Here is a 26,097-nt window from a genome sequence, read left to right on the forward strand (position 1 = left end):
TCTAACATAATGATATAGGGGTTTTTTCATTTCAAAATTGATTCAATGCCATCCTATTCTTTCGAAGGGATAATAGAGCAGAACAACTTTACCTATAACTGATTCACTGGATATACTACCATAAAAACGACTATCATAACTATAACGACGATTGTCTCCCATTAAAAAATACTCGCCTTCAGGGACTCTCTGATCACTTGTTTGAATACTATCAAAATTTGAAGTCCAAAGTCCGGGCTCTTCGTTGATTTCATCACGGTCAAAGAAAGGTTCTGCTACTACTTGATTGTTCACGTACAATTGATCTTGTTCATAACGTATAGACTCTCCAGGTAGTCCTATAACCCTTTTAACAACCGTTTTATTCATCGGATCTGTAAAAACGACAATATCGAATCGTTCTATTGAAGATACGGTTGACATCACTACTTTATCATTTGAAACAAATGTTGGGTACATGGATATTCCAGTAACATCTGTGGGTATTAAAATATAGAGTCTTAAAAAGGCACCGACTAAAACGAGGCCAAACAAGACTTTCGCGATACGCTTTCGTCTTTTTTTTTTAAGACTTTCTTGCATATGCATCCTCTTTCTGAATAAAGTAATTGAAATGATTGACTAACTTATTATAGCTCATATTTTCCAATTTTATCAAGCCATTTTTAATTGTACAGTCATCAGTTGATTGTAACCCTCGTCTAATTCAGACAAAAAGCGATTTATAAAATCATAAATCGCTTCGAGTCTTTATTCTTCACTTAAGATTTTTACTGCTTCTTCATATTGTGTGTCATTTGATTCGATCAAGGCTCTCAAAGCTTCAACGAGTTTTGTAGCCGTAGATCCTGTAACGACACCATCAACCTCTAATTCATTATCTTCTTGGAAGCTTCTAACAGCGGATTGCGTTTCTTCTGTAAACGTGTCACCAGAGCCTCCCACTGGATACTCAAGTGCTTCAAGAACAGCATTCAAGTTGGCAACTTCTTCAGAACTATCCTCGATTTGATAAGTTTCTTGATTATTCACAATGAGTAAGTTTTGATAGTCAGGCATTGCGACTTCAATGTCAGGAGCAATCCCTTTTTCATGAATCCACTCGCCATTAGCCGTCAGCCATTTACCTGTCGTATATTTCACTTCGCCTTCACCATCAACAATCGGTGCAACATTTTGTATTGTCCCTTTACCAAAAGTAGTTTGTCCAATCAATTGAATGCCTGCAGATTCACTAAGCGCACCAGCTATAATTTCAGACGCACTTGCGCTCCCTTCGTTAATAAGCAGTACCGCCTCGCCTTCAAACTTGTACTCTCCAAGGTTTTCAGAATCTGCAAAGTAGACAAACGGCTCTTCGCCTCTACCTTGAGACTGCATCAACGGCTTGCCGTCTTCAACAAAGATATTGGAAATTTGTAAAGCACTATCTAGTAGGCCACCTGGATTACTGCGAACGTCAAATACGTACTTCTCGGCACCTTGATCTTTAAGCGTTTCAATAGCATGAATAAGCTCTTCATAAGTTGGTCGATTAAAATTCGTAATACGAATATGACCGATTGAAGGAATATTGCTGTCCATCTCATAAACGACCGATTCTACAGGAATTGCATCTCTAGTCAAGGTTACGGTAAACTCTTCACCGCTACGTTGAAGTAAAAGGGTCACTTCAGAGTCTTTAGGTCCTCTAATCAACGCTACTGCATCTGATAAGGATAGTTCTGCTACTGATTCACCGTCTATCTCTACGATCATATCATTGGCTTGCAGTCCTGCTGCTTCTGCTGGTGAGCCAGCTATTGGAGAAACGATTCGAACAAATTCTCCTTCTTTCATAACTTCTGCGCCAATTCCTTCAAATTCACCATCAGTACTTTCTTGTAGAGAAGTTGATTCACTGACATCTAGGTATTCCGTATAAGGATCCCCGATTGAACCAGCCATGCCTTCAAGTGCACCTTCAATCAGTACTTGAGAATCAATTTCCTCGAAGTAATTTTCCATCAGCACTGAATAGAGTTCTTCAACTTGTATCAATTCATCTGATAATTGGTTTTGCGTTTCTGGTTGTGTACTCATCGTGCTTTCTGTCTGCTCATCTGATCCTCTAACGGCCAGACTAGTTCCTGCAATACCTAAGACCAATACTACAACTAACGAAAGGATATAAATCGTTAAACTGACTTTTTTAGGTTGTTTATTTCCTGGATCTTGTTCCATGAACTTCCTCTTTTCTCAACTAATCCCTTACTAGGTTAAGCTTCGTTGGCTTTTAGAGCCGTTTCTAGTGCAATAACCATCATGTCATCAAACGTTCTTTCTCTTTCTTCTGAAGTCGTCTCTTCACCAGTAATTAAATGGTCACTGATCGTTAAAAGAGCCAGTGCTTTTTTGTTGTATTTTGCAGCTAATAGATAAAGACCAGCCGCTTCCATTTCAACAGCAAGTACGCCATAATCTGCTAGTTTCATTTTATCGAGTTCTTGATTATAGAAACGGTCTGCACTCAAGACATTTCCAACTTTGATTTTCATTCCTTTTGCAGTTCCGATGTCATAGGCATCTTTCAACAAACCAAAATCTGCTATTGGAGCAAAGTCCACTTGGTTTTCAAAGGTGTTTCGAACAGCACTTGAATCAGTAGTAGCCGCTTGCGCCAATACCACATCTCTAATTTCTACTTCTTTTTTCATTCCGCCAGCTGAACCTACACGCATCAATGTCTGAACGCCATACTCTTGAATCAATTCTTCTACATAGATCATGATTGAAGGAATACCCATACCAGTACCTTGCACGGAAATTTTCTGTCCTTTATACGTTCCTGTATATCCAAAAGCATTTCTAACCGTATTGTATTGAACAACATCTTCTAGAAAAGTTTCTGCGATATACTTTGCTCTTAAAGGATCCCCTGGTAATAAAACCGTTTCTGCGATATCGCCTTGTTTAGCTTCAATATGTGTACTCATCGTTGCATCTCCCTAATCGTTTAATAGTCGAACCTAATTTGAATTTTTATCAATGTAACGTCCCCAAGCTTCATCAAAAACATCCATACTCGGCAGATAATGTCCATTTAGTTCCAGATAAGCGCTGATTTCATCATAGTCTTCCGATTGCTTTGGAAAGCTACCGTCATTTTCTGCATGATTAGCAAAAAGCGTTACAGCATCTTTCTTTTTAGGATCTCTTTCAGTCATAAGATAATGATAAAACGGTCGAATCATTACTTTGCTCCTTTTGAGTTTGCTGCTTCCCATTCAGCCCGCTCAGCTTTTTCTTGCTTGTACAAACGCGGATTCTTTTTGTAAAACTCTTGATGTTCTTCTTCAGCTTCATAAAAAACACCAGCTTCTTCTATTGTAGTAACAATAGGATCCTGATACTTTCCGCTTTCTTCTAGCTTTTCTTTTGAAGTCTCTGCAATTTCTTTTTGAGTGTCTGAATAGTAATAAATGACTGGTCTATAACTGTCTCCGCGATCCATAAATTGTCCCATTGCGTCAGTTGGATCCGTCTGATCCCAGTATAAAGATACAAGTGACTCATAAGTAACTTTATCAGGATCAAATTCAATTAATACAGCTTCCGTGTGCCCAGTTGTTTGACTTTTCACTTGTTCATAAGTTGGATTTTCAACGTGTCCTCCTGTATAACCTGACAACACAGATACAATACCATCTTGTTCTTCAAATGGTTCTACCATACACCAGAAGCATCCACCTGCAAATAATGCTTTTTCCATCTATCTCAACACCTCTTTTTAATTTTTTCAGTACGATAACTCATCTGAGCTAGTTTATCATCTTATTGCCTCAACTGGCAAATGGATATTCAACCGGATATCATCCTCTTCCAAATTGATTCGGTCAGCAGAGAAACGCGTTCCATTTTCTAACTCAAATTCATTGAGATTAACAATGATGAACTGATTTTCACTGTCGATTACAATCCATTCTGGAAAATCTACCTGTCTTGCTAATTGGGACATAGCGAAGCTGATCGGCAAGTTAAGTGAACCAATATTGATTGAATCCCCTCTTAACTGTAAATTGCCGTTCTCTAAAACATACGGTGTCATATATAAAGAGAATTGTATTGGAAATCCGAAAACCTCGATTTCTCCATTTAACTCAGCGGACTCTTCTAAAGAGAAACTGAAGCCCGCATATTGATCGTCCAGTTCTTTTTCAAGGTACTCATTCGTCAGCCTTGTTACATCAGCCTTCGTTGTACTGATTTCAAAAATCAAATCATCTTCGTTTGTCACAAGTGGTGCTGTATTTTCTTCGCCTACACTCACTGGTTGTAATTGAACAGCTAACCATATAGCAGCACCTATAATTAAACCAATTAAAATCAGAAAGGCCCATTTCCAGACATTGACTGTTTTCTTATTACTTGAATTATCTGACCGTTGTTCCACTATATCGATCTTCCTTTCTTTATCTATCCATACTGAGCAAGGAGTCAGCATTTTCAAGTTCTTTTTCAATTGCTTCTCTTAAGGCTGAAGCCATAACCTTGTATCCACTATCGTTCGGATGAAATAGGTCGTCTTCGAACAAGTATGGATGGTTGTTATCTTGAATGTCTTCTAAAGAATCATCACTATTTGATTCCACTTCTGTTTCGGTAGGCGCATCATTTGGGTTAAATAATGAATCAATTTCTACATATGTTACGTTAGCAGTATTCTCGGCAATCTCGACCGTTCTCTCATTCCATAAATCAAAAACAGCCTGCAATCCTTCAAATTCCGCAAAGTAGTAATGATAAGGATTGTATAGCCCATATATATAAATTGAAGCATCACCATTATATTGATTCAATAGAGAAAAAATACTATTTAGGTTTTCTTCATACTCTTGTATGGTGGTTTCAAAATCTTCAACAGATCCATTTAACCCCACTTGTCTGAAGTTCCTGATTAAATCGTTACCACCAACCGTTATAGCAATAATGTTAGCTTCTTTTAAATCTGCCTGTGCCTCTTCGTTTTCTTCCAGTAAAGTCATTAATTGACTAGAAGTATCTCCTGCGTGACCATAATTTGCTGTTCGAACGTTTTTGACGTTGGGATGTGTTCTTAACATATCTGCAACTAACGGAACGTAGCCACCTCTTTGTGTACTGTCGCCGACACCTTCTGTTAAAGAATCGCCTATAGCAACTAAGTCCAAGGAGACTCTACTCTGTTGCTGCGCTATTTCCTCATTATCAGAACTAGATGAATTGGATTTTGGAACAAGAAAGTCCAAAATCACATAACTTAAAAGTGCAAACAAAACGATACTAATTAAGCTTATTCCTACTTTTTTTAATGTTCTCATAAAAATCCTTTCTAGATTAAGAAATCTCCTACTTTGAGTAATTGAACTAGATAAAAAAAATCTAAATGTCGCTTTCAGTAAGATGAATATGCTATACTGAATTTGTCAAAATGATTGGTTACTATTTGAAAGTACTCAAAAAGTAGTATACCAAATTATCGTATTGACGTACAGAAGCGAAGGTTGTAGAGGAGGTATATTATGCCAGAAAAAACATCAGAAGTAGCTTTTTCTAGAGGCTACTTAATTTGGAATGAGGTACTTAATGCAATTACCCACGGTTTAGGTGTAATATTGAGTATAACCGGGTTGACTTTTCTAGTCAGAAAAGGACTGGAAATGGGCGGTGTAGTTGAAGTTACTTCTTACATTGTTTACGGAACAACACTCATTTTGTTGTACTTGTGTTCAACGTTATACCACAGTTTAACGTTCACGAAAGCTAAACAGTTCTTCCGTGTACTAGATCACTGTAGTATTTTTCTTTTGATAGCAGGTACGTACACTCCATATACACTCATTACAATTTCAGGACGTTTAGGTATTCTGTTAACTGTAATGATCTGGTCTATCGCCTTATTGGGCGTAATTTATAAAACCGTATGGTTCAAAAAATTCCAAGGACTTTCTGTATGGTTGTACATCATTATGGGATGGATTTCCTTATTCTTCTTGAATTATCTATATCAGGGACTTGGGACAACCGGTTTCATCTGGTTAGTAGCGGGAGGATTGTCTTTTACTATAGGCGCGATATTTTATCGAATGAAGTACGTTAAATTCATGCACGTAGTATGGCACTTATTTGTATTAGCAGGTACAGTCTGTATGTTCTTCTCAATTTATCTATACACTTAAAAAGTTTCAGATAAAAATTAAAGACTGACGATTAAAACAATGATGTTTTAATCGTCAGTCTTTTTATTTACGTTAGAATGATTCAGCTTGTTTACGTTCGAAAATCTGGAAAGTATGTGCATGAATATTTTTTTCATCTACACGGCCTTCTATTGTTTCAACTAGATCGAACAAATTATAATCTATTGAAGGCATATAAACATCCCCATCGAACGTTTCATGAATCAAAGTACGGTACAGTTTATCTACATCATCTACAAACAGATTAAAAATATCTGCTCCACCTATAATGTGAAGTGGCTTATCCATCGTTTTAGCCAGCTCAAGTACTTCATCTTTAGTATTAAGAATAATGATATCCTTTTTTTCGAATTCAGCATTTCGAGTTAACACGACATTAATCCGATTCTTTAAAGGTGGGTTCGGAATAGATTCCAAAGTTTTACGACCCATCAAGACGTTTCCTGTTAAAGTAACTTCTTTGAAAAATTTCATATCGTTAGGAAGAGACCATGGAAGTCCACCTTCTTTACCAATAACACCATTTTCATCTTCCGCCCAAACAAACGTTAACATTAAAGCATTCTCCTTATTAGTTGCCTATAACAACATTATTAATTGCTGCAGGCAACTATCTGTTATTCAACTGATTTCGCTAAGAAAACTAATCTCTCAATCTCATTGAATCCAACTTTTTTATAAAAGTACTCTGCATCAATTCCTCGATCTGTGAGGAGTGCAACCTCTTCAATATTTTCTTCCTTCAACAGGTTCATCAAGACTGTCATCAACATTTTACCTATGCCTTTTCCTTGCTTTTCTAGTCCTATAAACATCTCTTGAATAAAGAATTCTTTACCGCTATACCATTGTTTCGTGTTTCCAAGAAGTGCCCCTTGACAGGTTTCGTTTTGAAAGTAACCTACTCCTTTAAATCCAGGAGTATTGAAAATATCCTGTACATAATTAGTAGCTTGTTCAAGTGACCAGTCATCGTTCCATGGAGCTTTGTTGAATACATCCATAAAAAGTAAAGCACATTGAGTTAGATCTTTTTCAGTTAATACTCTATATTCCATTTTCCCACCTCTATTATACTGCTATAGGTGCTTTAATACCTTTATGGGGGTTATAGCCTGTAACGTTAATATCTTCAATATCAAAATCAAAGATACTCGTTTTTTCTGGATTTAATTCTAAAGTAGGAAACGGCATTGGCTCTCTAGACAATTGCTCATTAATCTGATCCATATGGTTTAAGTATAGATGCGCATCTCCAAGTGTATGGACAAAATCTCCTACTTCAAGACCAGTTTCTCTAGCAATTAAGTGTGTTAATAAAGCGTAGCTTGCGATATTAAACGGAACACCTAAGAAAACATCTCCACTTCTTTGGTATAATTGACAACTTAACTTACCATCTTGAACATAAAACTGGAACAACGTATGGCAAGGTGGTAGAGCCATATCTGGAACTTCTTCTGGATTCCATGCAGAAACGATATGCCTTCTTGAATCAGGATTATTTTTAATAGAGTTAATGACGTTTTGAATTTGGTCAATGGTTCCACCAGACGTGGTCGGCCAAGTTCTCCACTGTGCTCCATAAACATTACCAAGTGTCCCGTGCTTTTCAGAAAAAACTTCATCCTCTAATATCTTTTGATTGAAGGCTTCTTTTTCTTCTTGATAGATTTTGTTAAATGCTTCATCTTTTTGGGAGCGCAAGCCAAAATCGGTCATGTCCGGTCCGGTATAATCTTCTGATTGAACGTAACGTTCAAAAGCCCACTCATCCCAAATATGATTGTTGTGTTCAAGAAGGTACTTGATATTCGTATCTCCTTTAAGAAACCACAACAGTTCACTTTTGATCAACTTAAAAAAGACTCTTTTAGTTGTTAACAAAGGGAAGCCTTTTTGCAAATCAAAACGCATCTGGTGTCCAAACACAGATTTTGTACCTGTACCTGTTCGATCACTTCTGATACTTCCTTCATCTAGTATTCTTTGGGCTAGATCCAGATATTCTTGTTCCATATAATTTTCTCCTCTTTAAATAAATTCACTTAAATATTCCCAACGTTCCATTTTAGCTTCCAATTTTTGCTCAAGGTTTTCTTGTCGACGTGTGAGCTCACCTATGACACCGTAGTCGCTACCTGCTTGATTCATCTCTGATTGAATCTCTTCTAGTTCTTCTTCAAGTTTCGCAATTTCATCTTCTATTGTATCCCATTCTTTTTTTTCCATATAAGATAACTTTGTTTTTTCTTTTTTATCAGTAGATTTCTGGACAGGTGGGTTATCTTGATTTTTGATCTTTGTAGAAGCCGTATTCGTTTCTTGATTCTTTTCTTCTAAAAATTCCGTCATTTTACCGTAATACTCGTTGATTAATCCATTACCATTGAATACAAGTAATTTCGTAGCCATCTTATCTAAGAAATAGCGATCATGCGATACGGCTATAACCGCGCCACTAAATGTTTGAATATATTCTTCTAAAACAGTCAGTGTCTGGATATCTAGGTCATTCGTTGGCTCATCCAGTAGTAATACGTTTGGTTGTTGCATCAATAACTTCAACAAATATAGTCGTCTTTTTTCTCCACCTGATAGTCTACCGATCATAGTCCCATGAGTTGAACGATCAAATAAGAATCGTTCCAGTAACTGAGTCACACTTACACTTGTCCCATCTGCCAAACGAACTTCTTCAGCAACTTCTTGTAAATAAGAAATCACTCTTTTGTTTTCGTCCATAGATTCGTTCGTCTGGGTGTAATACGCAATTTTAACTGTTTCTCCTACTTCAATAATTCCACTGTCGAGTGGAATTTGATTGGCAAGGATATTTAAAAACGTTGTTTTCCCTGATCCATTTTCTCCAGTTATCCCGATTCTATCGGTTTGTTGAATCAAAAGATTGAACTCATCCAAAATCACTAGATCATCGCGTTTAAAACTAGCATTTTCAAGCTCAAGGACTTTTTTACCCAATCGGCTACCTGACAAATTCAAATCAAGTGAACCATTAGGATCAGTATTTGAAACCTCTTTTTTTAAATCAGTAAAGCGGTCAATTCTAGCTTGTTGTTTTGTACCACGGGCTTTAACCCCTGCACGCATCCAGGCTAGTTCTTGTTTATAAAGTTGCTTTTGTTTGTGCGCCTTACCAGCTTGAGTTTCTTCTCGCTCGGCTTTTAACCGAACATACTCCTGATAGTTTCCAACATATCTTTCCAATCGACCATGAGTCAACTCAACCATATGATTGACGACATGATCAAGGAAATATCGATCATGCGTTACAAGTAGCAGTGCTCCTTTGTAAGACATTAAGAAATTTTCCAACCATTGGATCATCTCGAAGTCCAAGTGGTTGGTTGGCTCATCCAAGATCAACAAGTCTGGTTCTTGGATCAGTACCTGTGCCAATGCAACTCTTTTTTGTTGACCACCCGATAGTTGACCTACGATTGACTGCATGTCCGTAATACCTAAACGAGTCAAAATAGATTTAGCGCTAGCACTAGCATTCCATGCATCCGCACTATTCATCTTCTGTTCTGCAGAAGCAAAGTGATTTTGTGCGCGTTCATCTGTAGGATCACTCGTCAACTGTTGCAAAGCAGATTCATAGTTTCTAACAGCTGACATAATCGCATTGGTTCCATCGAAAACTGTATTTAAAACTGTTTTCGTTTCATCTAAAGTATTCTTCTGTTTTAGATATCCAATAGTATAGTCATTGGGTTTTGAAATTTCTCCTTTATCTGGAGAAAGTTGTCTTGTAAGAATGTTTAAGAGACTTGTTTTTCCCGTCCCATTTACTCCAATTAAACCAATTCTTTGTCCATCTGTTATTGAAAAATCAATTGAATCGAATAATGTTTTCATTCCATACGAATGAGTCAAATTTTCTATTTTCAATTCTTTCATCTAGACCCACCCCTCTTATTATCGTACTACTATTCTATCATATCATAGGGATCATATAATGAATTAATTTAAGTTCTCTTTAAAACCTAACTTGAATGTTTTGAAACGTTTAGCTCTTGAGTCTGTGATTGCTTATAAGGACAAATTTGTTTATACTGTCTATAAGCGTATTAGGCTTATTGAACCCATTAATTTTCATAGGAGGATTATCATGACTTCAGGTAAAGTAAAATGGTTTAGTAATCAAAAAGGATATGGTTTTATAGAATACAACGATCATGATGATGTATTTGTTCATTTTACTGGGATTGAAAAAGAGGGCTTTAAGACTCTTCAAGAAGGTCAGTTAGTTGAATTTTCAATCGTTGAAGGTAATCGTGGTCCTCAAGCAACACAAGTACGCGAAATTGAAACTTCTTCAGAATCAGTTTAATAAAAAAGGATTAGACAATTGTCTAATCCTTTTTACTATATTCTATCATTTCAGTAGCTATATTTATCTGCTCCTGCTGTGCCCATGAAACTAATTGATCTTGGGCTGCTCTAGGCATATAAACGATATAAGGTTCTTGATTTGCTCTTTTTAGTTTAACAATCGTTTTTGAATCTGTTATAATAATTTGCTCAAGATCTTGAATGGCAATCGTTTCTTTTTTTATCCCCGCAAAATAATAAAAATCTAATGACTCTTCACTAATTTTTAGATAAGTCTCTTTTTTCAAATACATCAAGGCGATTGTAAGTATTGCAAAAACCACTGTTCCCCAGTTCGGTTTAGTAATAGTCGTCGTGATGATGATAGCCAAACAAAAAGATATGAAAATAGCTGAGATATACATGGATTGAAACGCGGGTTCTAAAATGAGATTGAATTTATTGGAAACGTGGGATGTAGTACTATTTTTCTTGATTTTCATAGTCATAAAACTCCTAGTCTTTAATAATTGAAAGGGTGGCACATGTTAAAAGTTTATTCTGACGCTGCGGTCAATGGTAATCCTGGTTCAGCTGGTATCGGCATTGTTATAACTGGAGCAGATATGTATATACAACTTGCTTTACCACTAGAAGGACAATGGGATAACCATACTGCAGAATTTGAAGCTATAAGGTTAGCAATCAATTGGCTCGTAGAAAATGACCAGACTCATTCTATTACCCAATTTTTTACCGACAGTCAGGTCGTCGCTCGCTCTATAGAAAAAAAGTATGTGAAAAGTGAGACTTTCAAGCCCTATTTAAACGAATGTTTGGCCCTACTTGAATCTCTTTCCTATTATGAAATCAATTGGATTCCAGAGAAGCAGAACAAAGGTGCAGATAACCTTGCAAAGCAAGGTCTACAGAAAGCGATTCGTTAGTTGCGTACGTATTTGCTCTTATATCATAACAGGTTTTACTTTAATTTGCTTGAAAATAGTTTAAAATCGAATGATTGACTATTATAAAGTTAAAATAGAACAAGAAGTGATCAGCATATACTGATCACTTCTTGTTCTTTATTTTGAGAGAACGATGATCGCATTTTTTAAATGATCATTTTCCATATGAATATTTTTCATAATAAAACCATATTCTGTAAACAATTGTGTACTTTGCTTTTCAATAAAATCTTTATTTGAAAAATAAAGGTCATTCAAATTCTTAAATTGATCCAACGGAATCTTCAACATGAGCTTTTTGTTCAATTCTTCGATACTCGTATTTCCATTTACAAGCCATGAATGTTGATTAAGCGGTTTGATATTCTGTGATTCATTGGACATTAGGATATCATCACTGAATTCTCCTACAATTTGTTCAAGTAAATCATTCATTGTTATAATCCCACTCGTGCCACCATACTCATCAATCACAACAGCAAAGCGATCTTTCGTCTGCTTCATATTTCTGAAAAGTACGTCTGCTCGAACTGTTTCTAGTACATAGTTCACAGGACGAATCACTTCATTTCTTAGATAACTTAATCTCTTGTCATCCACTCTGAAGTAGTCTTTTGTGTACAAAATCCCCACGATATTATCGGTAGATTCGCTACATACGGGATAAACCGAATGTCTCCCAGCTCTAATCGTACTTTCCCAGTCCTCTTCCGTATCGTCCATCCATAGAAAGACAACAGAAGTTCTGTGTGTCATGATTTCTTCTATTTGAGTATCATCGAACTCAAATATATTTTGAATCATATGTTCTTCATCTGGTTGTATTTGACCTTTTTGAGCACCTATGTCTAGCATCAAACGGATTTCTTCTTCAGTATCTTCACTTTCATCGTCATCTGAACTGATACCAAAAATCCTCAGAATGCCTTTTGTAGAAAGAGAAAAAAGTCGAACAACGGGGGTGAAAATTTTTGAGATAAGGGTTACCAATCCCGAAAGAAACAGTGCTACTTTTTCTGGACTTCTCAAGGCTAACTGTTTGGGAACCAATTCCCCTAATACAACTGTAAAAAAAGTTAATAACAAAGTGATGACAACTAATGATGTAAGATTTAATACAGCAATTGGAATTTCTACTCCAATTTTTGAAAGTAGGTCGACTAATCGACTCGAGAAGTTTTCAGTGGCCACTGCACTACTCAGTAAATTGACTAAGGTAATTCCAATCTGAATGGTTGCTAAAAAGTCTGAAGAATTTTCTGTTAACTTTTTCAGTCTTTTCGCGCGAACGTCTCCACTCTGTGCAAGTCTTTCTAATTTATTATCGTTTATTGTAATGACAGCAATTTCTGCACTAGCAAATATCGCATTTAGAAATATAAAGACAAACTGTAGAACAAAAAGCCATAGCAAAGAAATATCGGACAACTGATTTACCTCCAAGTATATTTGGCTTGATTGAGTTGAGCATCCTTGCACTGGAATTTTCTATAAACGTAAAACACAATAATGAATAGATAAACTTAGCCCCTCATTAGGATACAATTTCACATATACCCTAATAGAAAAATCAGAGGCATTAAGAGTTGATTGCTCCGTTGTCGCGTCATCATCACTACTTTCCATGACTAACCTTCTTATCTACATGAAATTTTATTAACCTTAGTATAACAATGTTTTTCTACTAGTCAACTAAGACTATTATAGACGACTGGACAGGTTGAAATATTAAATTATTCCTAAGCACTTAATTTGAATTGCTAATCAAAGAGGTGTCATTTATGATTGGAATACAATGGAGGTTAGCATAATTGAAAAATGAACTAATACAGTGGATCATTCGTTTTATAAAAGGTATATTTATCGGTTCAGGTGCTATTTTACCTGGTGTCAGTGGCGGCGCCTTAGCTGCAGTTTTTGGAATTTATGAAGAGATTATTCAGTTTATTTCTAATATTAAGAAAGAGTTCAAAAGTAAGTTATTCTTCTTTTTACCTGTCGGACTTGGTGCCCTATTTGGGATCATCGTACTCGCCTATCCAATAGAAGCATTACTGCGAAACCATCCTGTTTTTATTCTTTTATTTTTCATGGGCTGTATCTTTGGTACTGTTCCTTTACTTTATAGAAAGGCGAAACTTCATGGACAGAAAAAATGGCATATCTACCTTACTGTTCTTACGACTATTGTTTCTTTTATTTTATTAATTTCAGCCAACACCTTCTTAGATGTACAAGTAGCTCAGACACCTGTGACGTGGATTATGGTTGGCTTTATTTTCGCTTTGGGTTTTATTGTGCCGGGTCTAAGTCCTTCAAACTTCTTGATTTACATGAATCTCTACGAACCATTAACTCGTGGAATCAGTCGACTGGATTGGATGATATTACTACCGGTTGGTATCGGCGCACTGATATGTATAATTGCTCTTTCCAAGTTAGTTAATCACTTGATGAATTTTTATTATACAACGATTTTTCATTTTATCTTAGGAATCGTAATCGCTTCAACCGTGATTATTTTTCCAAGCCAAAATCAATGGTCTCAACTATCTTTATTGGGTGTCATTTTATCTATTGTATTATTTATAATTGGTCTACTTCTTGGACTATGGATGGGACGACTAGAATTAAAACATAAGCCAGAGGATTAAAAAGAAGCCTGCATCCAATGATGTAGGCTTCTTGATTGTTTAGAATGATTGGTTGAAGTTTTCTCTCAAAAGACCCATGACATAACCGTTCGTATATGCGCCTTTAATAAAATACTGTTGCTTTCTTTCTCCTTCGATTTCGAATCCCACTTTTTTATAGATATGAATGGCTTTTTCGTTATAATCTACGACATCCAGTGAAATCTTGTTTAAGTTCAACTGGTTGAATCCATATTTGACCACTAGTTCCGTAGACCTAGTAGCATATCCTTTTCCATGATGGGAAGGATCTAACATGATCGCAAAAGTCGCACTTCTGTGGCGGGGGTTAATATTAAACAAACTGGTGTAGCCGATTTTTTGGTCTCCATCATAAATAATGAATTGTCTAATTGTGTCACTTTTTTGATTGTCTTCGTACTCTTTGAGCAACCGTTCTTTGGATGTATATGCCTCAGCGCACCAAAATTCCATAATATCTGGATTTTTTCTCATTTGATGCATAAAGTCTACATCTTCTTTTTCTACAGCTTTTAACCTTAATTCTTCACTCATAATAATCCTCCCATGATACGTTTGTTGAAGTAAGTGATTCGAACAGTTTGATTTTTACACTTCAAAAAGTCTTTATCTATTGATTCTATACTACTCAATGCTACTTACTATTCCGTATTACAAGTTTACCTGTCAAAACAAGCAAAGTAAAGAAAGACGCCAATTGTCTTAAACGTCCCTGATCATTGAAAGATCATTTCACTTTTTCTTCTTATAAATATTGAAGAACACTTTTCCAGGCCTTAGAAGTTGGGTTAACAACTCCGAAGTGCTCGATTCCTGAGAGTCTGACTATTTCAATATCCTCTCTCATTGCTTTTGCTTTAGTGTAGTAATTACTAAGTTCAATCGGAACATGTCGATCCTCCGTACCGTGTATTAAAACCTGAGGTGTCCGAAGGGGGAGTAAATTTGCTGGAGAAGCTTTATCGTACCGATTTTGAAACGCTTCTACAGTGCCGCCAATGAAGTCTAAAACTGGACTGGTTAATGGTTTCTGACTATTATGAATAAGTAGCATATGTTCTAGATCAGTTACACCAGCGAGACTAATGACTTTTTCGATAGGTACCATTAGCTCAATAGTTTCATCAGTGAATTTACTATTTGACGATACCCATAATGCTAGATGACCACCAGCTGAATGCCCTATCAAAGTTACACCCTTAGTAAGCTCTATCTCGTATAAACTCTTTAATTGAGTAAGATGGTTAACAGCAGCAATAATGTCCAAAAAAGTCCCCGGCCATCCGCCACCAATTTCTCCTACGCGTCTGTATTCAATATTCCAGACAGCATATCCTCGCTTACTCAAATCCACTGCAAGGTCATTATTTTCATCCAATTGATATTTTGATTTCCAGAAACCGCCATGAATACTTACAATGATTGGCCAAGGTCCTGAAGTTTCAGGTATATGTAATTCGCCAAATTGTGAAACATGTTCGCCATATGTAATTTTAATTTTTCCCATTTTTTTCCTCCTCTAAAATAAATCAGTATTCAAAATTAAACCGATAGTTTTTACATTAATTTATATTTTTATTTTATTATATACCAACTAGTTCAGTTATTCTAACTCCTTAGAAATAGAAATGATTTATTATAGAAGCATAAAAAACCACTTTCTCAAATTTTCATTTAAGAAAGTGGTCTCTGTTTAACGCATAGTTATTTTCTTTTACCCCAGTATTGGAAATAGTCTGTTCTAAGATATCCATTATAGAGTTTTCGCTTCTTAGTCGCTCTTTCTCCGTAATGCGTTTCAAAGTCCAAATCACTTGTAATAATATATTTACTCCAAGTTTTAAGTGGTTTGAACGCTTTACCCATATCGCGGTAAATTTGAGCTGCTTGTTCTGGATCTCCCAAACGTTCACCATAAGGAGGATTGGCTACAATCACACCAAATTCTTTATCCGTTGTAAAATCTGCTACTTGCATTTGTTTGAATCTGACACTATGAGAAAGACCCGCTTCCATAGCATTTTCTTTTGCGATTTCAATCATACTATGATCAATATCTGTACCTAGTATATCTAATTCTGCGTCATAATCAGCTTGATCTTCGGCATCTTGTCTCACTTTTGCCCACATTTCTTCAGGCATCCAGTCCCACTCTTCGCATAAGAACGAACGATTGAATCCAGGAGCGATATTGTGACCAATCAATGCTGCTTCAATGGCAATCGTACCCGATCCACATACTGGATCTACAAATGGACGATCTTTTCTCCATGTTGTGAGCATAACTAGAGCTGCCGCCATATTTTCTTTAAGCGGTGCGCCACCTTTATCAGAACGATAGCCACGTTTGAAAAGACTTGGACCTGTCGTATCGATCGTCAATAATACTTTATCTTTCAGAATCGATACTTCGATTGGAACTTTCGCGCCACTTTCTGGAAGCATTCCACTTCTGTGATAAACATCTTTTATCTTATCTGCAATAGCTTTGTTTACGATTCTCTGTACATCAGGCACACTATAAAGCGTTGATTTATGAGACTTTCCAGAAACCGGGAAAGCTGAATCAATTGATAAAAAATCATCCCAAGGCAATGCTTTTGTTTGCTCAAACAAGTCATCGAATGTAGTAGCCTCGAACTCTCCAACAATAATTTTAACACGGTCAGCAGTTCTTAACCACAAATTTGTTTTCGCAATGTCTTCTTTTTCACCTTCGAAACGTGCACGACCGTTTTCTACTTCAACCTTGTATCCCATGTCTTTTAATTCTTTGCCAACCAGCGCTTCAATCCCGCTAGCTGCTGTTGCTAAAAGTTTATACGTCAAGTTTATCCCTACTTTCATTTTTTGTTTTAAAGCATTGTTCCAATACTGACTGCGATTACCACTAGATATATGTAAGGCGCAATGTCAGAAATCTTTTTCCGTTCAACTAATTCTTTTGAACTGCTCGCTTTTAGTAACGTGATTATTCGAGTAATCAACTCCACTACTAATACAAGCAGCATTACAAGTATAAAATATCTCGCTATTGGTACGGCGAAATTCAACCATAAACTAATCAAAGTATAACCGAATAAGAGGATAAATTGAAATAATACTATTCTAATAACGACTTCTTTTTTCTTAGATAATTCGTTCCCAAACATGGTAGCCATCAAGTTTTCGGTCGCAACCGTTTGACTCAATTTCTCAGACTTTGACTTAGCTCTGTTCATACAGATCATAATTCCCATAAGTACACCATACAGTACCATTGGGATAACAAAAAGTTCTTTCATACCTCGATCCCTTCATACATAAAAAATGCAAAAAATAAATCCTCCCTATTCGGGGAGGATAGCTCCTGAATCAATATGATGGTTGTTTATCTAGCAGCTTCTCAAAAAGAAAAGCTGCTACACATCATAAACAAATGTGCAAATCACTATAAGCCATGTTCTGTCTAGAGAAAATGATCAGGCCATTTTCTCAGAGATAATCATCTGTCTGCAATTTAAAAATTGCCTCTTCCCTCTGTTCATTTCCAGGAGAAAAGTGCCCCTACCATAAGTTTGGGTTGCTCACTCGAGGGGTTTACCGCGTTCCACCAGTAGCGTTTCCCCTACTGCTTCGTCACTGTGGCACTTTCAAGAATACTCAAGCATAGCGTAAGCCTTAGCTCTTTTTTCTGCCGTCATCTACTCATAAGAATAGAGCCGTAGCTTATTTTTTCGCTACGCACGAACACTACAAACATCTCAGTTTGTGTGAGCATGGACTTTCCTCACATTGTTTGAAACAACGTGCGATTATCCATGATTTGCACATTTAGTTAACTTTCTACTCGTCGTCCAGTTTAGAACCGAATACGTGTCTTTCAAGATTAGATAGTCTTTTAAGAATATCAAAATTTGTAACAGATGAACCATTTGAATTTTGACCTTGTGGTTTAGCTGCGACTTGTTTAGAAAATTCGTCTAACTTATCCATTAAGCGATCATTTTCTGATTTCAACTGACTGATTTCGCTTTGGAAAGACTCATAATCACGAATCACGACATCTAAAAATTCATCTACTTCAGTCTGGTTATATCCGCGCATAGTTGTTTTAAAGTCTTTTTCAACAATCTCTTTTTGAGTTAATTCTCTATTCATCATTTTTTGCACCCCTAGTTCCTCGGTTACTTGTAACCTATTTAAGGTAAATCTTGTATAAAAAAGTGAAATCTGTCACTTTGTAATCTAATTGTACCAAATTATCAGAATAAATAAAAGCTAGCTTTCAAAATGATTTTCTTCATATTCTGTAACAAAAGACTGAAGTTCATCAAATTCAATAAAATCAATTTCATATGACTGTGTTTCTTTGTACCTATTTATCATGTCCAGTAAGAACTTTGGCTTACCTTCCTTCTCTGAATCATAAAAAAGCAAACAACCTTCCGTATGATCAATAAGAAATTGCTGATTTCCTTTTAATTGTGAAGGATTCTGGTAAGGTTGGCTAGAAGTGAAGTTGCTGTAATCTGCTTTAGCGATAACTTGGTCAAAAACAGCTCTATTGCCTTCTTTCCAATTTTCAGCATATCCTGCATGTGGCAATAAGACACCCAATTTAATATCATAAGTTTCTCTTAATTCGATAACAATTTCGCCAACCCATAATTCTGTTCCCATTTGCGCGCTAATCAGGACCCATTCTATTCCAGTATCAATATATTCAAGTAGACGAGATTTCAAGTATGCCTTTATATAGAATAGCTTAGGATCTTTATCATTGAATATACCAAGTTCATAAGATCTGTAGCCACTCACGTATAAATTTTTGATAAAATTTCACACCTTTCTTCCCAAACCGTTCATTTGTTTGGTATTATACTAGTTGATCACTCTTAAAGGAGCGTGAGCATAATGAATATTAAGTATCCTAACGGTCAGTCTTATCAGGTTAATGTTGACAAAGTACAAGCAAAAAAGCAAGCGAAAACAAAAAAAACGACTTATAGTAACCGTGGTATGACATTGGAAAACGATCTAAATGTGACCAATGAACAATACTTAGCTCAAGGTTTGGCTGTTATTCATAAAAAGCCTATTCCGATCCAAGTCGTTAATGTAAATTATCCTAAAAGAAGTGCTGCTAAAATTACGGAAGCATATTACCAGAAAGCCTCGACAACCGATTATAACGGTGTTTATAAAGGCTTTTATTTAGATTTTGAAGCTAAAGAAACAAAAAACAAAACGAGTTTTCCATTAAAGAACTTCCATGAACACCAGATTCTTCATATGAAAGCCTGCTGTGACCAAAAAGCGATTTGTTTTATTCTTTTGAGATTTAGTTCATTGAATCGTGTGTTTGTCCTACCGTTCGATAAGCTGAACTGGTGGTGGAATCAGCAATCTGAAGAAAAAGGAAAAAAATCGATTCCTTTAAAAGAAATTGAATTAGAAGGCATTGAAATAAATTATGGATTTTCACCACGTCTCCCTTATCTCGACGCGGTTGATCAAATGATTCAATCAAACTTTTCTTAATAATTTTTCTGTATAGTGAAACGAAAGCATTATATATTTTGCAGAACCCAACTAGCATCAAGATAAATGATAGCCTTTATCCTGGATGCTTCAATGAACATTTCGAACAGTAAAGGAGAAACTTATGTCTGAACAAAACATGTCTCGTACTCAAAACAAGCAGAAAAAGAAACAAACTAAAAAACAGAATAAAAAACAGCCAAAGAAAACAGAAAAAAAGAAATCTTGGTTTAAGAGGATTTTTCTTTCTTTAGTCTTACTATTTCTTTTAGCCATTGTTGCCGGTGGTGGACTTTTCGCTTATTACGCGTCCAGTGCTCCAGAAATCACTAATGAAAACTTAAACGGTGACTTTTCAACCGATCTTCTAGCTACTAACGGCGAAGTCTTTTATACGCTAGGTGCAGAAAATCGTGATTATGCTTCTGCAGAAGATTATCCAGCAGTCATGAAAGAAGCCATGACTGCGATCGAAGATCAAAACTTTTATAATCACTTCGGGATCGACCCAGTTGGTATCGCTCGAGCAGCTGTGGGCTTCGTAACCAACAAAGGACGTATTTCCGGTGGTGGTAGTACTTTGACTCAGCAATTGGTCAAGCTTTCTGTGTTTTCAACTGCTAGAGAAGATCAAACGTTGAGAAGAAAAGCTCAAGAAGCGTGGCTAGCCATTCAACTCGAACGTGAACTATCAAAAGAACAAATCCTTACACTCTATATGAACAAAATTAATTTAGGGGGTAATGTTTATGGGATCTCTACTGCTGCTGAAGAATACTATGACAAGCCAGTCTCTGAACTAGAAGTTCAAGAAGCAGCGCTTTTTGCTGGGATGGCTCAAGCTCCCAACCGTTATAATCCTTATGTAGATCCTGAGGCAGCTGAAAATCGTCGTAACGTTGTACTGAATGTTATGCGGGATGAAGGCCATATCACTGCTCAAGAAGCAGAAACAGCTAAAGCGATACCTGTTACTGAAGGGCTGAAAGACCGTACGGAAGAGGAACAAAACAATCAAGTATTTGATAGTTATCTAGTTGAAGTATTAGATGAAACTAGAAGAAAAACTGGTTTAGATCCACAAACTGCTGGATTAACGATTCAAACAAATATTGATATGGACGCACAACAAGCTGCCTTTGATGTAGCGAACACGAATGATTATGTTGTTTTCCCAGACGAGGAACTGCAAACAGCGATATCTTTAATTGACGTTAATACTGGCCAGGTTAAAGCACTTGTCGGAGGTCGTTTACAAGAAGGACAGTTACTGACAAACAGAACGACTCAGACTGATCGTCAAACTGGGTCAACCATTAAACCTTTAACGACTTACGGTCCTGCAATTGAATCTAAACAATTTTCGACTTATCACCAGTTAGTGGATGAAGAATGGAATTACCCTGATGGCTCACCACTGAGAAACTATGATGGTCGCTATAAAGGACAAATCAGTATGCGTGAGGCTTTGGTCGATTCACGAAATATCCCAACCGCTCGATTGTTCACTGAAGAGTTGGAAATGTCGGATATCAAACAGTTTTTAACAAGCGTGGGCATAGATCCTGCGGAGATTTCTGATTCTTCTGAACCTGTTCCTTCAAATGCTATTAGTGGAAAAGTTTCTGGGTTGCAATTAGCGGCTTCATACTCGGCCTTTGCAAATGGTGGTAACTATACAGAGCCGTACACAGTTTCTAAAGTGACCACCCAAGATGGTCAAGAAATTGATTTAACACCAGAAACCAATAAAGCGATGTCTGATTATACGGCTTATATGGTAACAGATATGCTGAAAGATGTCGCTGAAAATTACAATAGTACAGTCGGCATTTCTGGTGTTCCCCAAGCTGGTAAGACTGGAACGACTAACTATACAACCAAAGAAATAGAAGAAAATAACATTCCTTCAGATGCCGTTCCAGATTCATGGTATGTTGGCTATACTTCCAACTACTCATTATCTGTCTGGACTGGTTATGACAAGCGATTAAAACAAGGCAACTGGTTGAGTAACAATGATGGTACAAGACAATTGCCAAGAGACATCTATCAAGCTCTGATGAGCCAAGTTTCTCAAGGTCTAGATAATAGGGACTGGACTAAACCCTCTTCTGTCTCTGAAGTTAGAGTGGAAAAAGGTTCAAACCCAGCTAAATTACCTGGACCAAATACACCAATGAGTTCAATCGTAACGGAATTATTTGTAGCAGGTACTGAACCTTCTGCCGTTTCAACTTCATTTGGTGAGGAATTATCTGCTCCAAGTGGACTAAGCGCAAGCTACAATGAAGAAGCAAATGAAGTCACTATTAATTGGAACGAATACCAGTTAACAAATGAAGAAGAAACACTTGCTTACTTTCTGACTGTAAATGGTCAAGAGATCACTACGGGTGAAACTTCTTACACTGTTTCTGATCCGGATCCTGGAACGATGCAAATCAGTCTTTCTGTTCAGGCATACGGGAAAACCGGACCTGCTGCTACAACGACTCTTACGATTTCAGAAGTTGAGGAAGAAGAGCCTGAGGAAGAAGAAGAACCTGAAGAGCCCGAGGAAGACACGGAAGAACCTGTTGAAAATGAAGAGGATACTGAAGAAGACACCGAAGATGTTCCTGATCCTCAAGATGATGATGCAGAACCAGAAGAACCCGCTAATAACGGTGGGAATAATAACCCGAACAACGGCAATAACGGTAACAATGGAAACAATAACTCAGGGAATAACGGGAATAATAATGGTGATTCTGATGATGAAGATACCACTACCCCACCCGAAGAAGATTCAGAAAATGAGTAAACAAAAAGGTAGCCCTCGGGCTACCTTTTTTCGTCTTCCTCTTCAGTTGAATTCTTAAATAATGGTTTTCCACATAGTGCTTTTATTGCTAAAAACATTGTCCAGATACCACATAAAAAACCGACTCCACCTATAATAGGATCAAGGAAAAATGCATATCCGCCAAGGAGAACTAAAAGAATTCCAATGCCTAACATCACTTTACTTTTATTTTTGCTCATCTTTATCTTTCTTTCTTTAAATTACTATATTTTCATTTCGAATAATTCAATACTAAACGATTTAGAAGCAGATTTCAACAGACTCATTCATTAGCAACCCTTAAGCATTGACTTTAACCGAACGTTTGTTTATAATTTTAATATAAACAAACGTTCGGTTAATATTTAATTTTGGAGGGTTACACATGAATGTTATCATGACTGAAGGATACGTTATTTCAGAAGAAATCAAAGTTCTTAAAACAACTGATGCTATCCCCTTATGCAGATTCACTTTTTCTACACCTACACACAAACTTAACTGCCTGATTACAGGTAAACAAGCCTATGCTTTTCTTTACGAAGTTGAAAAAGGTACACGTCTTTCACTGACTGGAAGAATTAATAATAGAAACCAGTTCGTTGTATTAAATTATAACGTACTAGCAAAGCCTTCTTATTTTGGACAGATTTTCAATTACAAAGGTCACCGTCTCCCATTCGCAAAAAGTAGACAATAAAAAAACGATATCTCAAATTGAGATATCGTTTTTTTCGTTACTGGGCTACCAGGATTCGAACCTGGGGAATGACGGGATCAAAACCCGCTGCCTTACCGCTTGGCTATAGCCCAAAAATCAAAGGGCGACTGATGGGGATCGAACCCACGAATGCCGAGACCACAACCCGGTGCGTTAACCACTTCGCCACAATCGCCATAATATTTAATTGAACCACAGGGGTAGTAGGAATCGAACCCACATCGATGGTTTTGGAGACCATTGTTCTACCGTTAAACTATACCCCTATCCTCTTGCTAAATCAAGAACTCTTCTGCGCTTCATGGCGCAGGACAGAGTCGAACTGCCGACACACGGAGCTTCAATCCGTTGCTCTACCAACTGAGCTACTGCGCCTGAAAAATGGATGACCCCTACGGGATTCGAACCCGTGTTACCGCCGTGAAAGGGCGGTGTCTTAACCGCTTGACCAAGGGGCCTTGACTTTTGTAACAGCAATAATAAAATTGCATCAACAAGAGATATATTACAGGAGTTTTTTCCCTTTGTCAATACGGTTCCATTATTATTTTAAAAATAGCTTGTTGAAAATCACAGTAAGAATTATGTATGAGCCCAAAGCAATAAGAATTCCCAAAAAAATGAACAGAAAGACATTCACTTCCTGCTTTTGTATCCTTTCTACAATTGGAATCAATGTCAGGGTGATAAGTATAGTCTTTACTGTTTCAAGTATTCTTTCTTTGGTCGCCCGCTTCATTTTTTTAAAACCTTCCCTCTTTTGAGATAAACAAGCATAACCTTTATATGAATAATGATATCAAAATGAGTCATCTTGAACAACTTTATATAGTTTAATCTCAACTTTAAGTAAACACACCTAATCACATATAGGAAAAAAATAGACCCTACACTTTTGTATGATCAAACATGAGAATGAATAGTCGATAAAATAAAACTTGATTACTACTAAGCACCACTCGGACAATGAACTTTAGTATGCAACTCTTTCAAAGTTAGTTTTTTTAAACTCTGGTTATATAGCTGCAGCTCATATGGCGAAGGAGCCTTATCTGCCTCTAAAAAATAATTGCTATAATATCCCTCTTCGTTAATAAGTGCAAAGATAGTTTGATTTCCACAAATGTTTTCTATATCGTAATTCAACTTTTTCATGACCCAATCATAAGTTAATACCATGTTAATTCACCTCTGTCATTTGTTAAGACAGATTATACTATATTTATTAATATTTTTTTATAAATATTGTGACGAAAATCCAAAAAAATACAAATAAAACTGATTTAACAGCATTTTTGAGAATTTACCATTTTAATATTTTTGACATTTATTAATAACTCCCTTTGTAAAAAAGGAGATTTCTAGCGATTGATTTTTGTACATTTAAGAATAGCAATTGTATTTTTTGAAGATAGATTGTTTTAATATAATACTCAATAAAAAACCTTATAAATCGTTTTAGAAGTTAAAGTATAATCCAATTATTAAACGAGTCATAAAAGTTAAGGAATTGAATATCTGCATACTGTAGTTCTAAAAAATGATTTTCCCATTTTGAATTTTTTTAGCAAAAAAGAATAGCCTAACTATACTGCCCTTAAAATCAATATGAGCATCTCCTTTGACATCTTTTGGTATATTCCCTTTATAAGCTTATAAGGAGGTGAGCGATCATGTTCCTATCAAGTTTCAACTATGATGCACTGGATGCTACAATAGTTAATATCGAATCCAGAGTCGACTCAAGTGTTAAAACCATTGAAAGAGTAAAACTAGACAATGGTGTATTATTTGTTTATACCTTAACAGATAACGGTCATGAACATTTAGAAACTAATTACGCACTTGAAAAATAGTCAAACGGCTACTATAAGTCTCTGTTGAATTAGCCTAAAAGTGATTTTCATGATTACTATTATGCAATGACTTTCTTGTCTCTGAATCAGTAAATTCTGAAACACCAATAGTTTATTTGAACTCTATTTTTTGAATATAGTATAATCTTATAGAACTTTTCAAGCTATACAAAAAACTGTCTGTTAATGTTTAGAATCAAACGTTAACAGACAGTTTTTAATAGTATAAGTTATTCTTTTTTTATCTGAAAGGAGAATAAGGGATTCGAACTGACTTAAGCTTATCCTTATGTGATAGGCTTTTTTGCTATTTAAAAATTGCTAGTGCATGAAAAATTCATGAATTTAATTATTTTTAAAATAAAACAATTATCCCTATCAAGACCTCATTGTAAATATACAATAAACTTTAGTTATTTTTAACAATTCAGTACTGAGTTCTTTTGTAATTTTATGTACTACTCTTTAACTAATAGTCTTCCTTTCCAAAATATAAGTTTCCACTTTGATTTTGTAGTCCCCCCTAATTCATAAGCGGTCATTTTATGTGCTTTTCCGTCTACTAGATTATCTTCAGCAAATTGAAAGTCATAATATATAATTTTATTATCAACAATCTTTTAATACCTTATAATTTCTAAGTTACCTTTTTCATCAATAATATCGGCTAGTTCTACTTCTATTTCTTCGTAATCTACGGATCCTATTTCATATCTTTGTTTAGACATCGAGTTCTCCTTTCAAGTAAATAGTTACACTTATTATACTATCATTCTATTCAGATTGTGTTTGTAAATACTGAATTAAAGAATTAAGATTGATCAGATACGTAACGTGGAATTATTTCATATACTGAAGTGGAATAATAAGAGGCTGGGACAAAAGTCCCAGTTAAATAATAAGATCCACCGGGAAATCTACTTGAGATTTTCCAGTGGATCTTATTTGTTTATGTAAGCAAAAGGAGCATG

29 protein-coding genes, 5 tRNA genes and 1 other RNA gene are annotated in these 26,097 nt (G+C 36.1%); 8 read left to right on the plus strand and 27 right to left on the minus strand.

Features of this window, described 5'->3' with window-relative positions:
• Positions 1-42: 42 nt before the first annotated feature.
• The 7 genes from lepB to ACFP65_RS05960 form a co-directional block, all read right to left on the minus strand.
• Positions 43-582 carry a signal peptidase I gene (lepB, locus tag ACFP65_RS05930; RefSeq protein WP_379916832.1) on the minus strand — a complete coding sequence of 180 codons (540 nt, stop codon included), beginning with the start codon at positions 580-582 and terminating at the stop codon, positions 43-45.
• Positions 583-750: 168 nt separating this feature from the next.
• A complete protein-coding gene (locus ACFP65_RS05935; RefSeq protein WP_379916834.1) occupies positions 751-2,223 on the minus strand; it encodes a S41 family peptidase in 1,473 nt (490 codons plus the stop codon).
• A 35-nt stretch (positions 2,224-2,258) separates the two neighbouring features.
• Positions 2,259-2,975 (minus strand): purine-nucleoside phosphorylase, encoded by a 717-nt coding sequence (gene deoD, locus ACFP65_RS05940; protein WP_379916836.1) that lies wholly within the window; start codon positions 2,973-2,975, stop codon positions 2,259-2,261.
• Positions 2,976-3,008: 33 nt separating this feature from the next.
• Positions 3,009-3,233 (minus strand): YozE family protein, encoded by a 225-nt coding sequence (locus ACFP65_RS05945; RefSeq protein ID WP_327756285.1) that lies wholly within the window; start codon positions 3,231-3,233, stop codon positions 3,009-3,011.
• On the minus strand, positions 3,233-3,751 hold the full coding sequence (gene msrA / locus ACFP65_RS05950) for a peptide-methionine (S)-S-oxide reductase MsrA (RefSeq protein WP_379916838.1): 519 nt from the start codon (positions 3,749-3,751) through the stop codon (positions 3,233-3,235). Before msrA ends, ACFP65_RS05945 begins: the two co-directional genes overlap by 1 nt.
• A 57-nt stretch (positions 3,752-3,808) precedes the next feature.
• Positions 3,809-4,432, minus strand: coding sequence for a YpmS family protein (locus ACFP65_RS05955; protein WP_379916840.1), 624 nt, complete (start codon positions 4,430-4,432; stop codon positions 3,809-3,811).
• 19 nt (positions 4,433-4,451) lie between these two features.
• The gene (locus ACFP65_RS05960) at positions 4,452-5,339 is read right to left on the minus strand and encodes an SGNH/GDSL hydrolase family protein (RefSeq protein ID WP_379916842.1); all 888 of its coding nucleotides are present in this window, start codon (positions 5,337-5,339) and stop codon (positions 4,452-4,454) included.
• 201 nt (positions 5,340-5,540) lie between these two features.
• Between ACFP65_RS05960 and trhA the strand changes: the two genes are divergently transcribed.
• Positions 5,541-6,197: a PAQR family membrane homeostasis protein TrhA gene (gene trhA, locus ACFP65_RS05965; RefSeq protein WP_379916844.1), complete on the plus strand. Its 657-nt coding sequence runs from the start codon at positions 5,541-5,543 to the stop codon at positions 6,195-6,197.
• A gap of 72 nt (positions 6,198-6,269) precedes the next feature.
• Here the strand turns inward: trhA and ACFP65_RS05970 are convergent, their stop codons facing one another.
• The 4 genes from ACFP65_RS05970 to ACFP65_RS05985 form a co-directional block, all read right to left on the minus strand.
• Positions 6,270-6,773 carry a dihydrofolate reductase gene (locus ACFP65_RS05970; protein ID WP_379916846.1) on the minus strand — a complete coding sequence of 168 codons (504 nt, stop codon included), beginning with the start codon at positions 6,771-6,773 and terminating at the stop codon, positions 6,270-6,272.
• Between the two features lie 62 nt (positions 6,774-6,835).
• Positions 6,836-7,276, minus strand: a complete 441-nt coding sequence (locus ACFP65_RS05975) for a GNAT family N-acetyltransferase (RefSeq protein WP_379916848.1) — start codon at positions 7,274-7,276, stop codon at positions 6,836-6,838.
• Positions 7,277-7,289: 13 nt separating this feature from the next.
• Positions 7,290-8,237, minus strand: coding sequence for a thymidylate synthase (locus ACFP65_RS05980; RefSeq protein ID WP_379916850.1), 948 nt, complete (start codon positions 8,235-8,237; stop codon positions 7,290-7,292).
• A 15-nt stretch (positions 8,238-8,252) separates the two neighbouring features.
• On the minus strand, positions 8,253-10,142 hold the full coding sequence (locus tag ACFP65_RS05985) for an ABC-F family ATP-binding cassette domain-containing protein (RefSeq protein WP_379916852.1): 1,890 nt from the start codon (positions 10,140-10,142) through the stop codon (positions 8,253-8,255).
• Between the two features lie 211 nt (positions 10,143-10,353).
• Between ACFP65_RS05985 and ACFP65_RS05990 the strand changes: the two genes are divergently transcribed.
• Positions 10,354-10,575 (plus strand): cold-shock protein, encoded by a 222-nt coding sequence (locus ACFP65_RS05990; RefSeq protein ID WP_379916854.1) that lies wholly within the window; start codon positions 10,354-10,356, stop codon positions 10,573-10,575.
• A 22-nt stretch (positions 10,576-10,597) separates the two neighbouring features.
• Here the strand turns inward: ACFP65_RS05990 and ACFP65_RS05995 are convergent, their stop codons facing one another.
• Positions 10,598-11,059: an EbsA family protein gene (locus tag ACFP65_RS05995; protein ID WP_379916856.1), complete on the minus strand. Its 462-nt coding sequence runs from the start codon at positions 11,057-11,059 to the stop codon at positions 10,598-10,600.
• Between the two features lie 42 nt (positions 11,060-11,101).
• On the opposite strand from ACFP65_RS05995, the gene ACFP65_RS06000 reads away from it, so the two are divergent.
• Entirely contained in the window at positions 11,102-11,503 is a 402-nt protein-coding gene (locus ACFP65_RS06000; protein ID WP_379916858.1) for a ribonuclease HI family protein, read from the plus strand.
• A gap of 138 nt (positions 11,504-11,641) precedes the next feature.
• On the opposite strand, the gene ACFP65_RS06005 is transcribed toward ACFP65_RS06000, so the two are convergent.
• Positions 11,642-12,952 (minus strand): hemolysin family protein, encoded by a 1,311-nt coding sequence (locus ACFP65_RS06005; RefSeq protein ID WP_379916860.1) that lies wholly within the window; start codon positions 12,950-12,952, stop codon positions 11,642-11,644.
• A 383-nt stretch (positions 12,953-13,335) separates the two neighbouring features.
• Between ACFP65_RS06005 and ACFP65_RS06010 the strand changes: the two genes are divergently transcribed.
• On the plus strand, positions 13,336-14,178 hold the full coding sequence (locus ACFP65_RS06010) for a DUF368 domain-containing protein (protein WP_379916861.1): 843 nt from the start codon (positions 13,336-13,338) through the stop codon (positions 14,176-14,178).
• Between the two features lie 39 nt (positions 14,179-14,217).
• Here the strand turns inward: ACFP65_RS06010 and ACFP65_RS06015 are convergent, their stop codons facing one another.
• The 7 genes from ACFP65_RS06015 to ACFP65_RS06045 all read right to left on the minus strand — a co-directional run bounded on the left by ACFP65_RS06015 (position 14,218) and on the right by ACFP65_RS06045 (position 18,999).
• Complete coding sequence (locus tag ACFP65_RS06015; protein WP_379916863.1) at positions 14,218-14,733, minus strand: GNAT family N-acetyltransferase; 516 nt, start codon at positions 14,731-14,733, stop codon at positions 14,218-14,220.
• A 211-nt stretch (positions 14,734-14,944) separates the two neighbouring features.
• Positions 14,945-15,706 carry an alpha/beta hydrolase family protein gene (locus ACFP65_RS06020; RefSeq protein ID WP_379916865.1) on the minus strand — a complete coding sequence of 254 codons (762 nt, stop codon included), beginning with the start codon at positions 15,704-15,706 and terminating at the stop codon, positions 14,945-14,947.
• Between the two features lie 197 nt (positions 15,707-15,903).
• On the minus strand, positions 15,904-17,046 hold the full coding sequence (locus tag ACFP65_RS06025; RefSeq protein ID WP_379916867.1) for a THUMP domain-containing class I SAM-dependent RNA methyltransferase: 1,143 nt from the start codon (positions 17,044-17,046) through the stop codon (positions 15,904-15,906).
• 8 nt (positions 17,047-17,054) lie between these two features.
• Complete coding sequence (locus ACFP65_RS06030; protein WP_379916869.1) at positions 17,055-17,483, minus strand: hypothetical protein; 429 nt, start codon at positions 17,481-17,483, stop codon at positions 17,055-17,057.
• A 144-nt stretch (positions 17,484-17,627) separates the two neighbouring features.
• Positions 17,628-18,005: RNase P RNA component class B (rnpB, locus tag ACFP65_RS06035), an RNA gene on the minus strand.
• 19 nt (positions 18,006-18,024) lie between these two features.
• Entirely contained in the window at positions 18,025-18,342 is a 318-nt protein-coding gene (gpsB, locus tag ACFP65_RS06040; protein WP_379916871.1) for a cell division regulator GpsB, read from the minus strand.
• Positions 18,343-18,459: 117 nt separating this feature from the next.
• Positions 18,460-18,999, minus strand: a complete 540-nt coding sequence (locus ACFP65_RS06045; RefSeq protein ID WP_379916873.1) for a DUF1273 domain-containing protein — start codon at positions 18,997-18,999, stop codon at positions 18,460-18,462.
• Between the two features lie 96 nt (positions 19,000-19,095).
• Between ACFP65_RS06045 and recU the strand changes: the two genes are divergently transcribed.
• Positions 19,096-19,722 (plus strand): Holliday junction resolvase RecU, encoded by a 627-nt coding sequence (gene recU, locus ACFP65_RS06050; RefSeq protein ID WP_379916875.1) that lies wholly within the window; start codon positions 19,096-19,098, stop codon positions 19,720-19,722.
• Between the two features lie 124 nt (positions 19,723-19,846).
• Positions 19,847-22,528, plus strand: a complete 2,682-nt coding sequence (locus tag ACFP65_RS06055) for a transglycosylase domain-containing protein (protein ID WP_379916877.1) — start codon at positions 19,847-19,849, stop codon at positions 22,526-22,528.
• Between the two features lie 20 nt (positions 22,529-22,548).
• Here the strand turns inward: ACFP65_RS06055 and ACFP65_RS06060 are convergent, their stop codons facing one another.
• Positions 22,549-22,749 carry a hypothetical protein gene (locus tag ACFP65_RS06060; protein ID WP_379916879.1) on the minus strand — a complete coding sequence of 67 codons (201 nt, stop codon included), beginning with the start codon at positions 22,747-22,749 and terminating at the stop codon, positions 22,549-22,551.
• Between the two features lie 185 nt (positions 22,750-22,934).
• Here ACFP65_RS06060 and ACFP65_RS06065 point away from each other — a divergent pair, with 185 nt between their 5' ends.
• Positions 22,935-23,249: an ssDNA-binding protein gene (locus tag ACFP65_RS06065; RefSeq protein ID WP_379916881.1), complete on the plus strand. Its 315-nt coding sequence runs from the start codon at positions 22,935-22,937 to the stop codon at positions 23,247-23,249.
• Positions 23,250-23,289: 40 nt separating this feature from the next.
• On the opposite strand, the gene ACFP65_RS06070 is transcribed toward ACFP65_RS06065, so the two are convergent.
• The 6 genes from ACFP65_RS06070 to ACFP65_RS06095 form a co-directional block, all read right to left on the minus strand.
• Positions 23,290-23,362, minus strand: a tRNA-Gln gene (locus ACFP65_RS06070).
• 10 nt (positions 23,363-23,372) lie between these two features.
• Positions 23,373-23,445: transfer RNA gene (locus ACFP65_RS06075), tRNA-His, on the minus strand.
• A gap of 20 nt (positions 23,446-23,465) precedes the next feature.
• A tRNA-Trp gene (locus tag ACFP65_RS06080) sits at positions 23,466-23,536 on the minus strand.
• 36 nt (positions 23,537-23,572) lie between these two features.
• Positions 23,573-23,645: transfer RNA gene (locus ACFP65_RS06085), tRNA-Phe, on the minus strand.
• 11 nt (positions 23,646-23,656) lie between these two features.
• A tRNA-Glu gene (locus tag ACFP65_RS06090) sits at positions 23,657-23,728 on the minus strand.
• A gap of 490 nt (positions 23,729-24,218) precedes the next feature.
• Positions 24,219-24,449 (minus strand): hypothetical protein, encoded by a 231-nt coding sequence (locus ACFP65_RS06095; protein WP_379916883.1) that lies wholly within the window; start codon positions 24,447-24,449, stop codon positions 24,219-24,221.
• A 494-nt stretch (positions 24,450-24,943) separates the two neighbouring features.
• Here ACFP65_RS06095 and ACFP65_RS06100 point away from each other — a divergent pair, with 494 nt between their 5' ends.
• Complete coding sequence (locus ACFP65_RS06100; protein WP_379916885.1) at positions 24,944-25,126, plus strand: hypothetical protein; 183 nt, start codon at positions 24,944-24,946, stop codon at positions 25,124-25,126.
• The last annotated feature ends 971 nt before the right edge of the window (positions 25,127-26,097 follow it).

Source organism: Marinilactibacillus sp. GCM10026970 (assembly GCF_042660675.1).
Taxonomy (GTDB): Bacteria; Bacillota; Bacilli; order Lactobacillales; family Carnobacteriaceae_A; genus Marinilactibacillus.

Coding starts and splice junctions, on each gene's coding strand:
- lepB (WP_379916832.1), bottom strand. CDS start 582: ATGCAAGAAAGTCTTAAAAAAAAAAGACGAAAGCGTATCGCGAAAGTC.
- ACFP65_RS05935 (WP_379916834.1), bottom strand. CDS start 2,223: ATGGAACAAGATCCAGGAAATAAACAACCTAAAAAAGTCAGTTTAACG.
- deoD (WP_379916836.1), bottom strand. CDS start 2,975: ATGAGTACACATATTGAAGCTAAACAAGGCGATATCGCAGAAACGGTT.
- ACFP65_RS05945 (WP_327756285.1), bottom strand. CDS start 3,233: ATGATTCGACCGTTTTATCATTATCTTATGACTGAAAGAGATCCTAAA.
- msrA (WP_379916838.1), bottom strand. CDS start 3,751: ATGGAAAAAGCATTATTTGCAGGTGGATGCTTCTGGTGTATGGTAGAA.
- ACFP65_RS05960 (WP_379916842.1), bottom strand. CDS start 5,339: ATGAGAACATTAAAAAAAGTAGGAATAAGCTTAATTAGTATCGTTTTG.
- trhA (WP_379916844.1), top strand. CDS start 5,541: ATGCCAGAAAAAACATCAGAAGTAGCTTTTTCTAGAGGCTACTTAATT.
- ACFP65_RS05970 (WP_379916846.1), bottom strand. CDS start 6,773: ATGTTAACGTTTGTTTGGGCGGAAGATGAAAATGGTGTTATTGGTAAA.
- ACFP65_RS05975 (WP_379916848.1), bottom strand. CDS start 7,276: ATGGAATATAGAGTATTAACTGAAAAAGATCTAACTCAATGTGCTTTA.
- ACFP65_RS05980 (WP_379916850.1), bottom strand. CDS start 8,237: ATGGAACAAGAATATCTGGATCTAGCCCAAAGAATACTAGATGAAGGA.
- ACFP65_RS05985 (WP_379916852.1), bottom strand. CDS start 10,142: ATGAAAGAATTGAAAATAGAAAATTTGACTCATTCGTATGGAATGAAA.
- ACFP65_RS05990 (WP_379916854.1), top strand. CDS start 10,354: ATGACTTCAGGTAAAGTAAAATGGTTTAGTAATCAAAAAGGATATGGT.
- ACFP65_RS05995 (WP_379916856.1), bottom strand. CDS start 11,059: ATGAAAATCAAGAAAAATAGTACTACATCCCACGTTTCCAATAAATTC.
- ACFP65_RS06000 (WP_379916858.1), top strand. CDS start 11,102: ATGTTAAAAGTTTATTCTGACGCTGCGGTCAATGGTAATCCTGGTTCA.
- ACFP65_RS06015 (WP_379916863.1), bottom strand. CDS start 14,733: ATGAGTGAAGAATTAAGGTTAAAAGCTGTAGAAAAAGAAGATGTAGAC.
- ACFP65_RS06020 (WP_379916865.1), bottom strand. CDS start 15,706: ATGGGAAAAATTAAAATTACATATGGCGAACATGTTTCACAATTTGGC.
- ACFP65_RS06025 (WP_379916867.1), bottom strand. CDS start 17,046: ATGAAAGTAGGGATAAACTTGACGTATAAACTTTTAGCAACAGCAGCT.
- ACFP65_RS06030 (WP_379916869.1), bottom strand. CDS start 17,483: ATGAAAGAACTTTTTGTTATCCCAATGGTACTGTATGGTGTACTTATG.
- gpsB (WP_379916871.1), bottom strand. CDS start 18,342: ATGATGAATAGAGAATTAACTCAAAAAGAGATTGTTGAAAAAGACTTT.
- recU (WP_379916875.1), top strand. CDS start 19,096: ATGAATATTAAGTATCCTAACGGTCAGTCTTATCAGGTTAATGTTGAC.
- ACFP65_RS06055 (WP_379916877.1), top strand. CDS start 19,847: ATGTCTGAACAAAACATGTCTCGTACTCAAAACAAGCAGAAAAAGAAA.
- ACFP65_RS06060 (WP_379916879.1), bottom strand. CDS start 22,749: ATGAGCAAAAATAAAAGTAAAGTGATGTTAGGCATTGGAATTCTTTTA.
- ACFP65_RS06065 (WP_379916881.1), top strand. CDS start 22,935: ATGAATGTTATCATGACTGAAGGATACGTTATTTCAGAAGAAATCAAA.
- ACFP65_RS06095 (WP_379916883.1), bottom strand. CDS start 24,449: ATGGTATTAACTTATGATTGGGTCATGAAAAAGTTGAATTACGATATA.
- ACFP65_RS06100 (WP_379916885.1), top strand. CDS start 24,944: ATGTTCCTATCAAGTTTCAACTATGATGCACTGGATGCTACAATAGTT.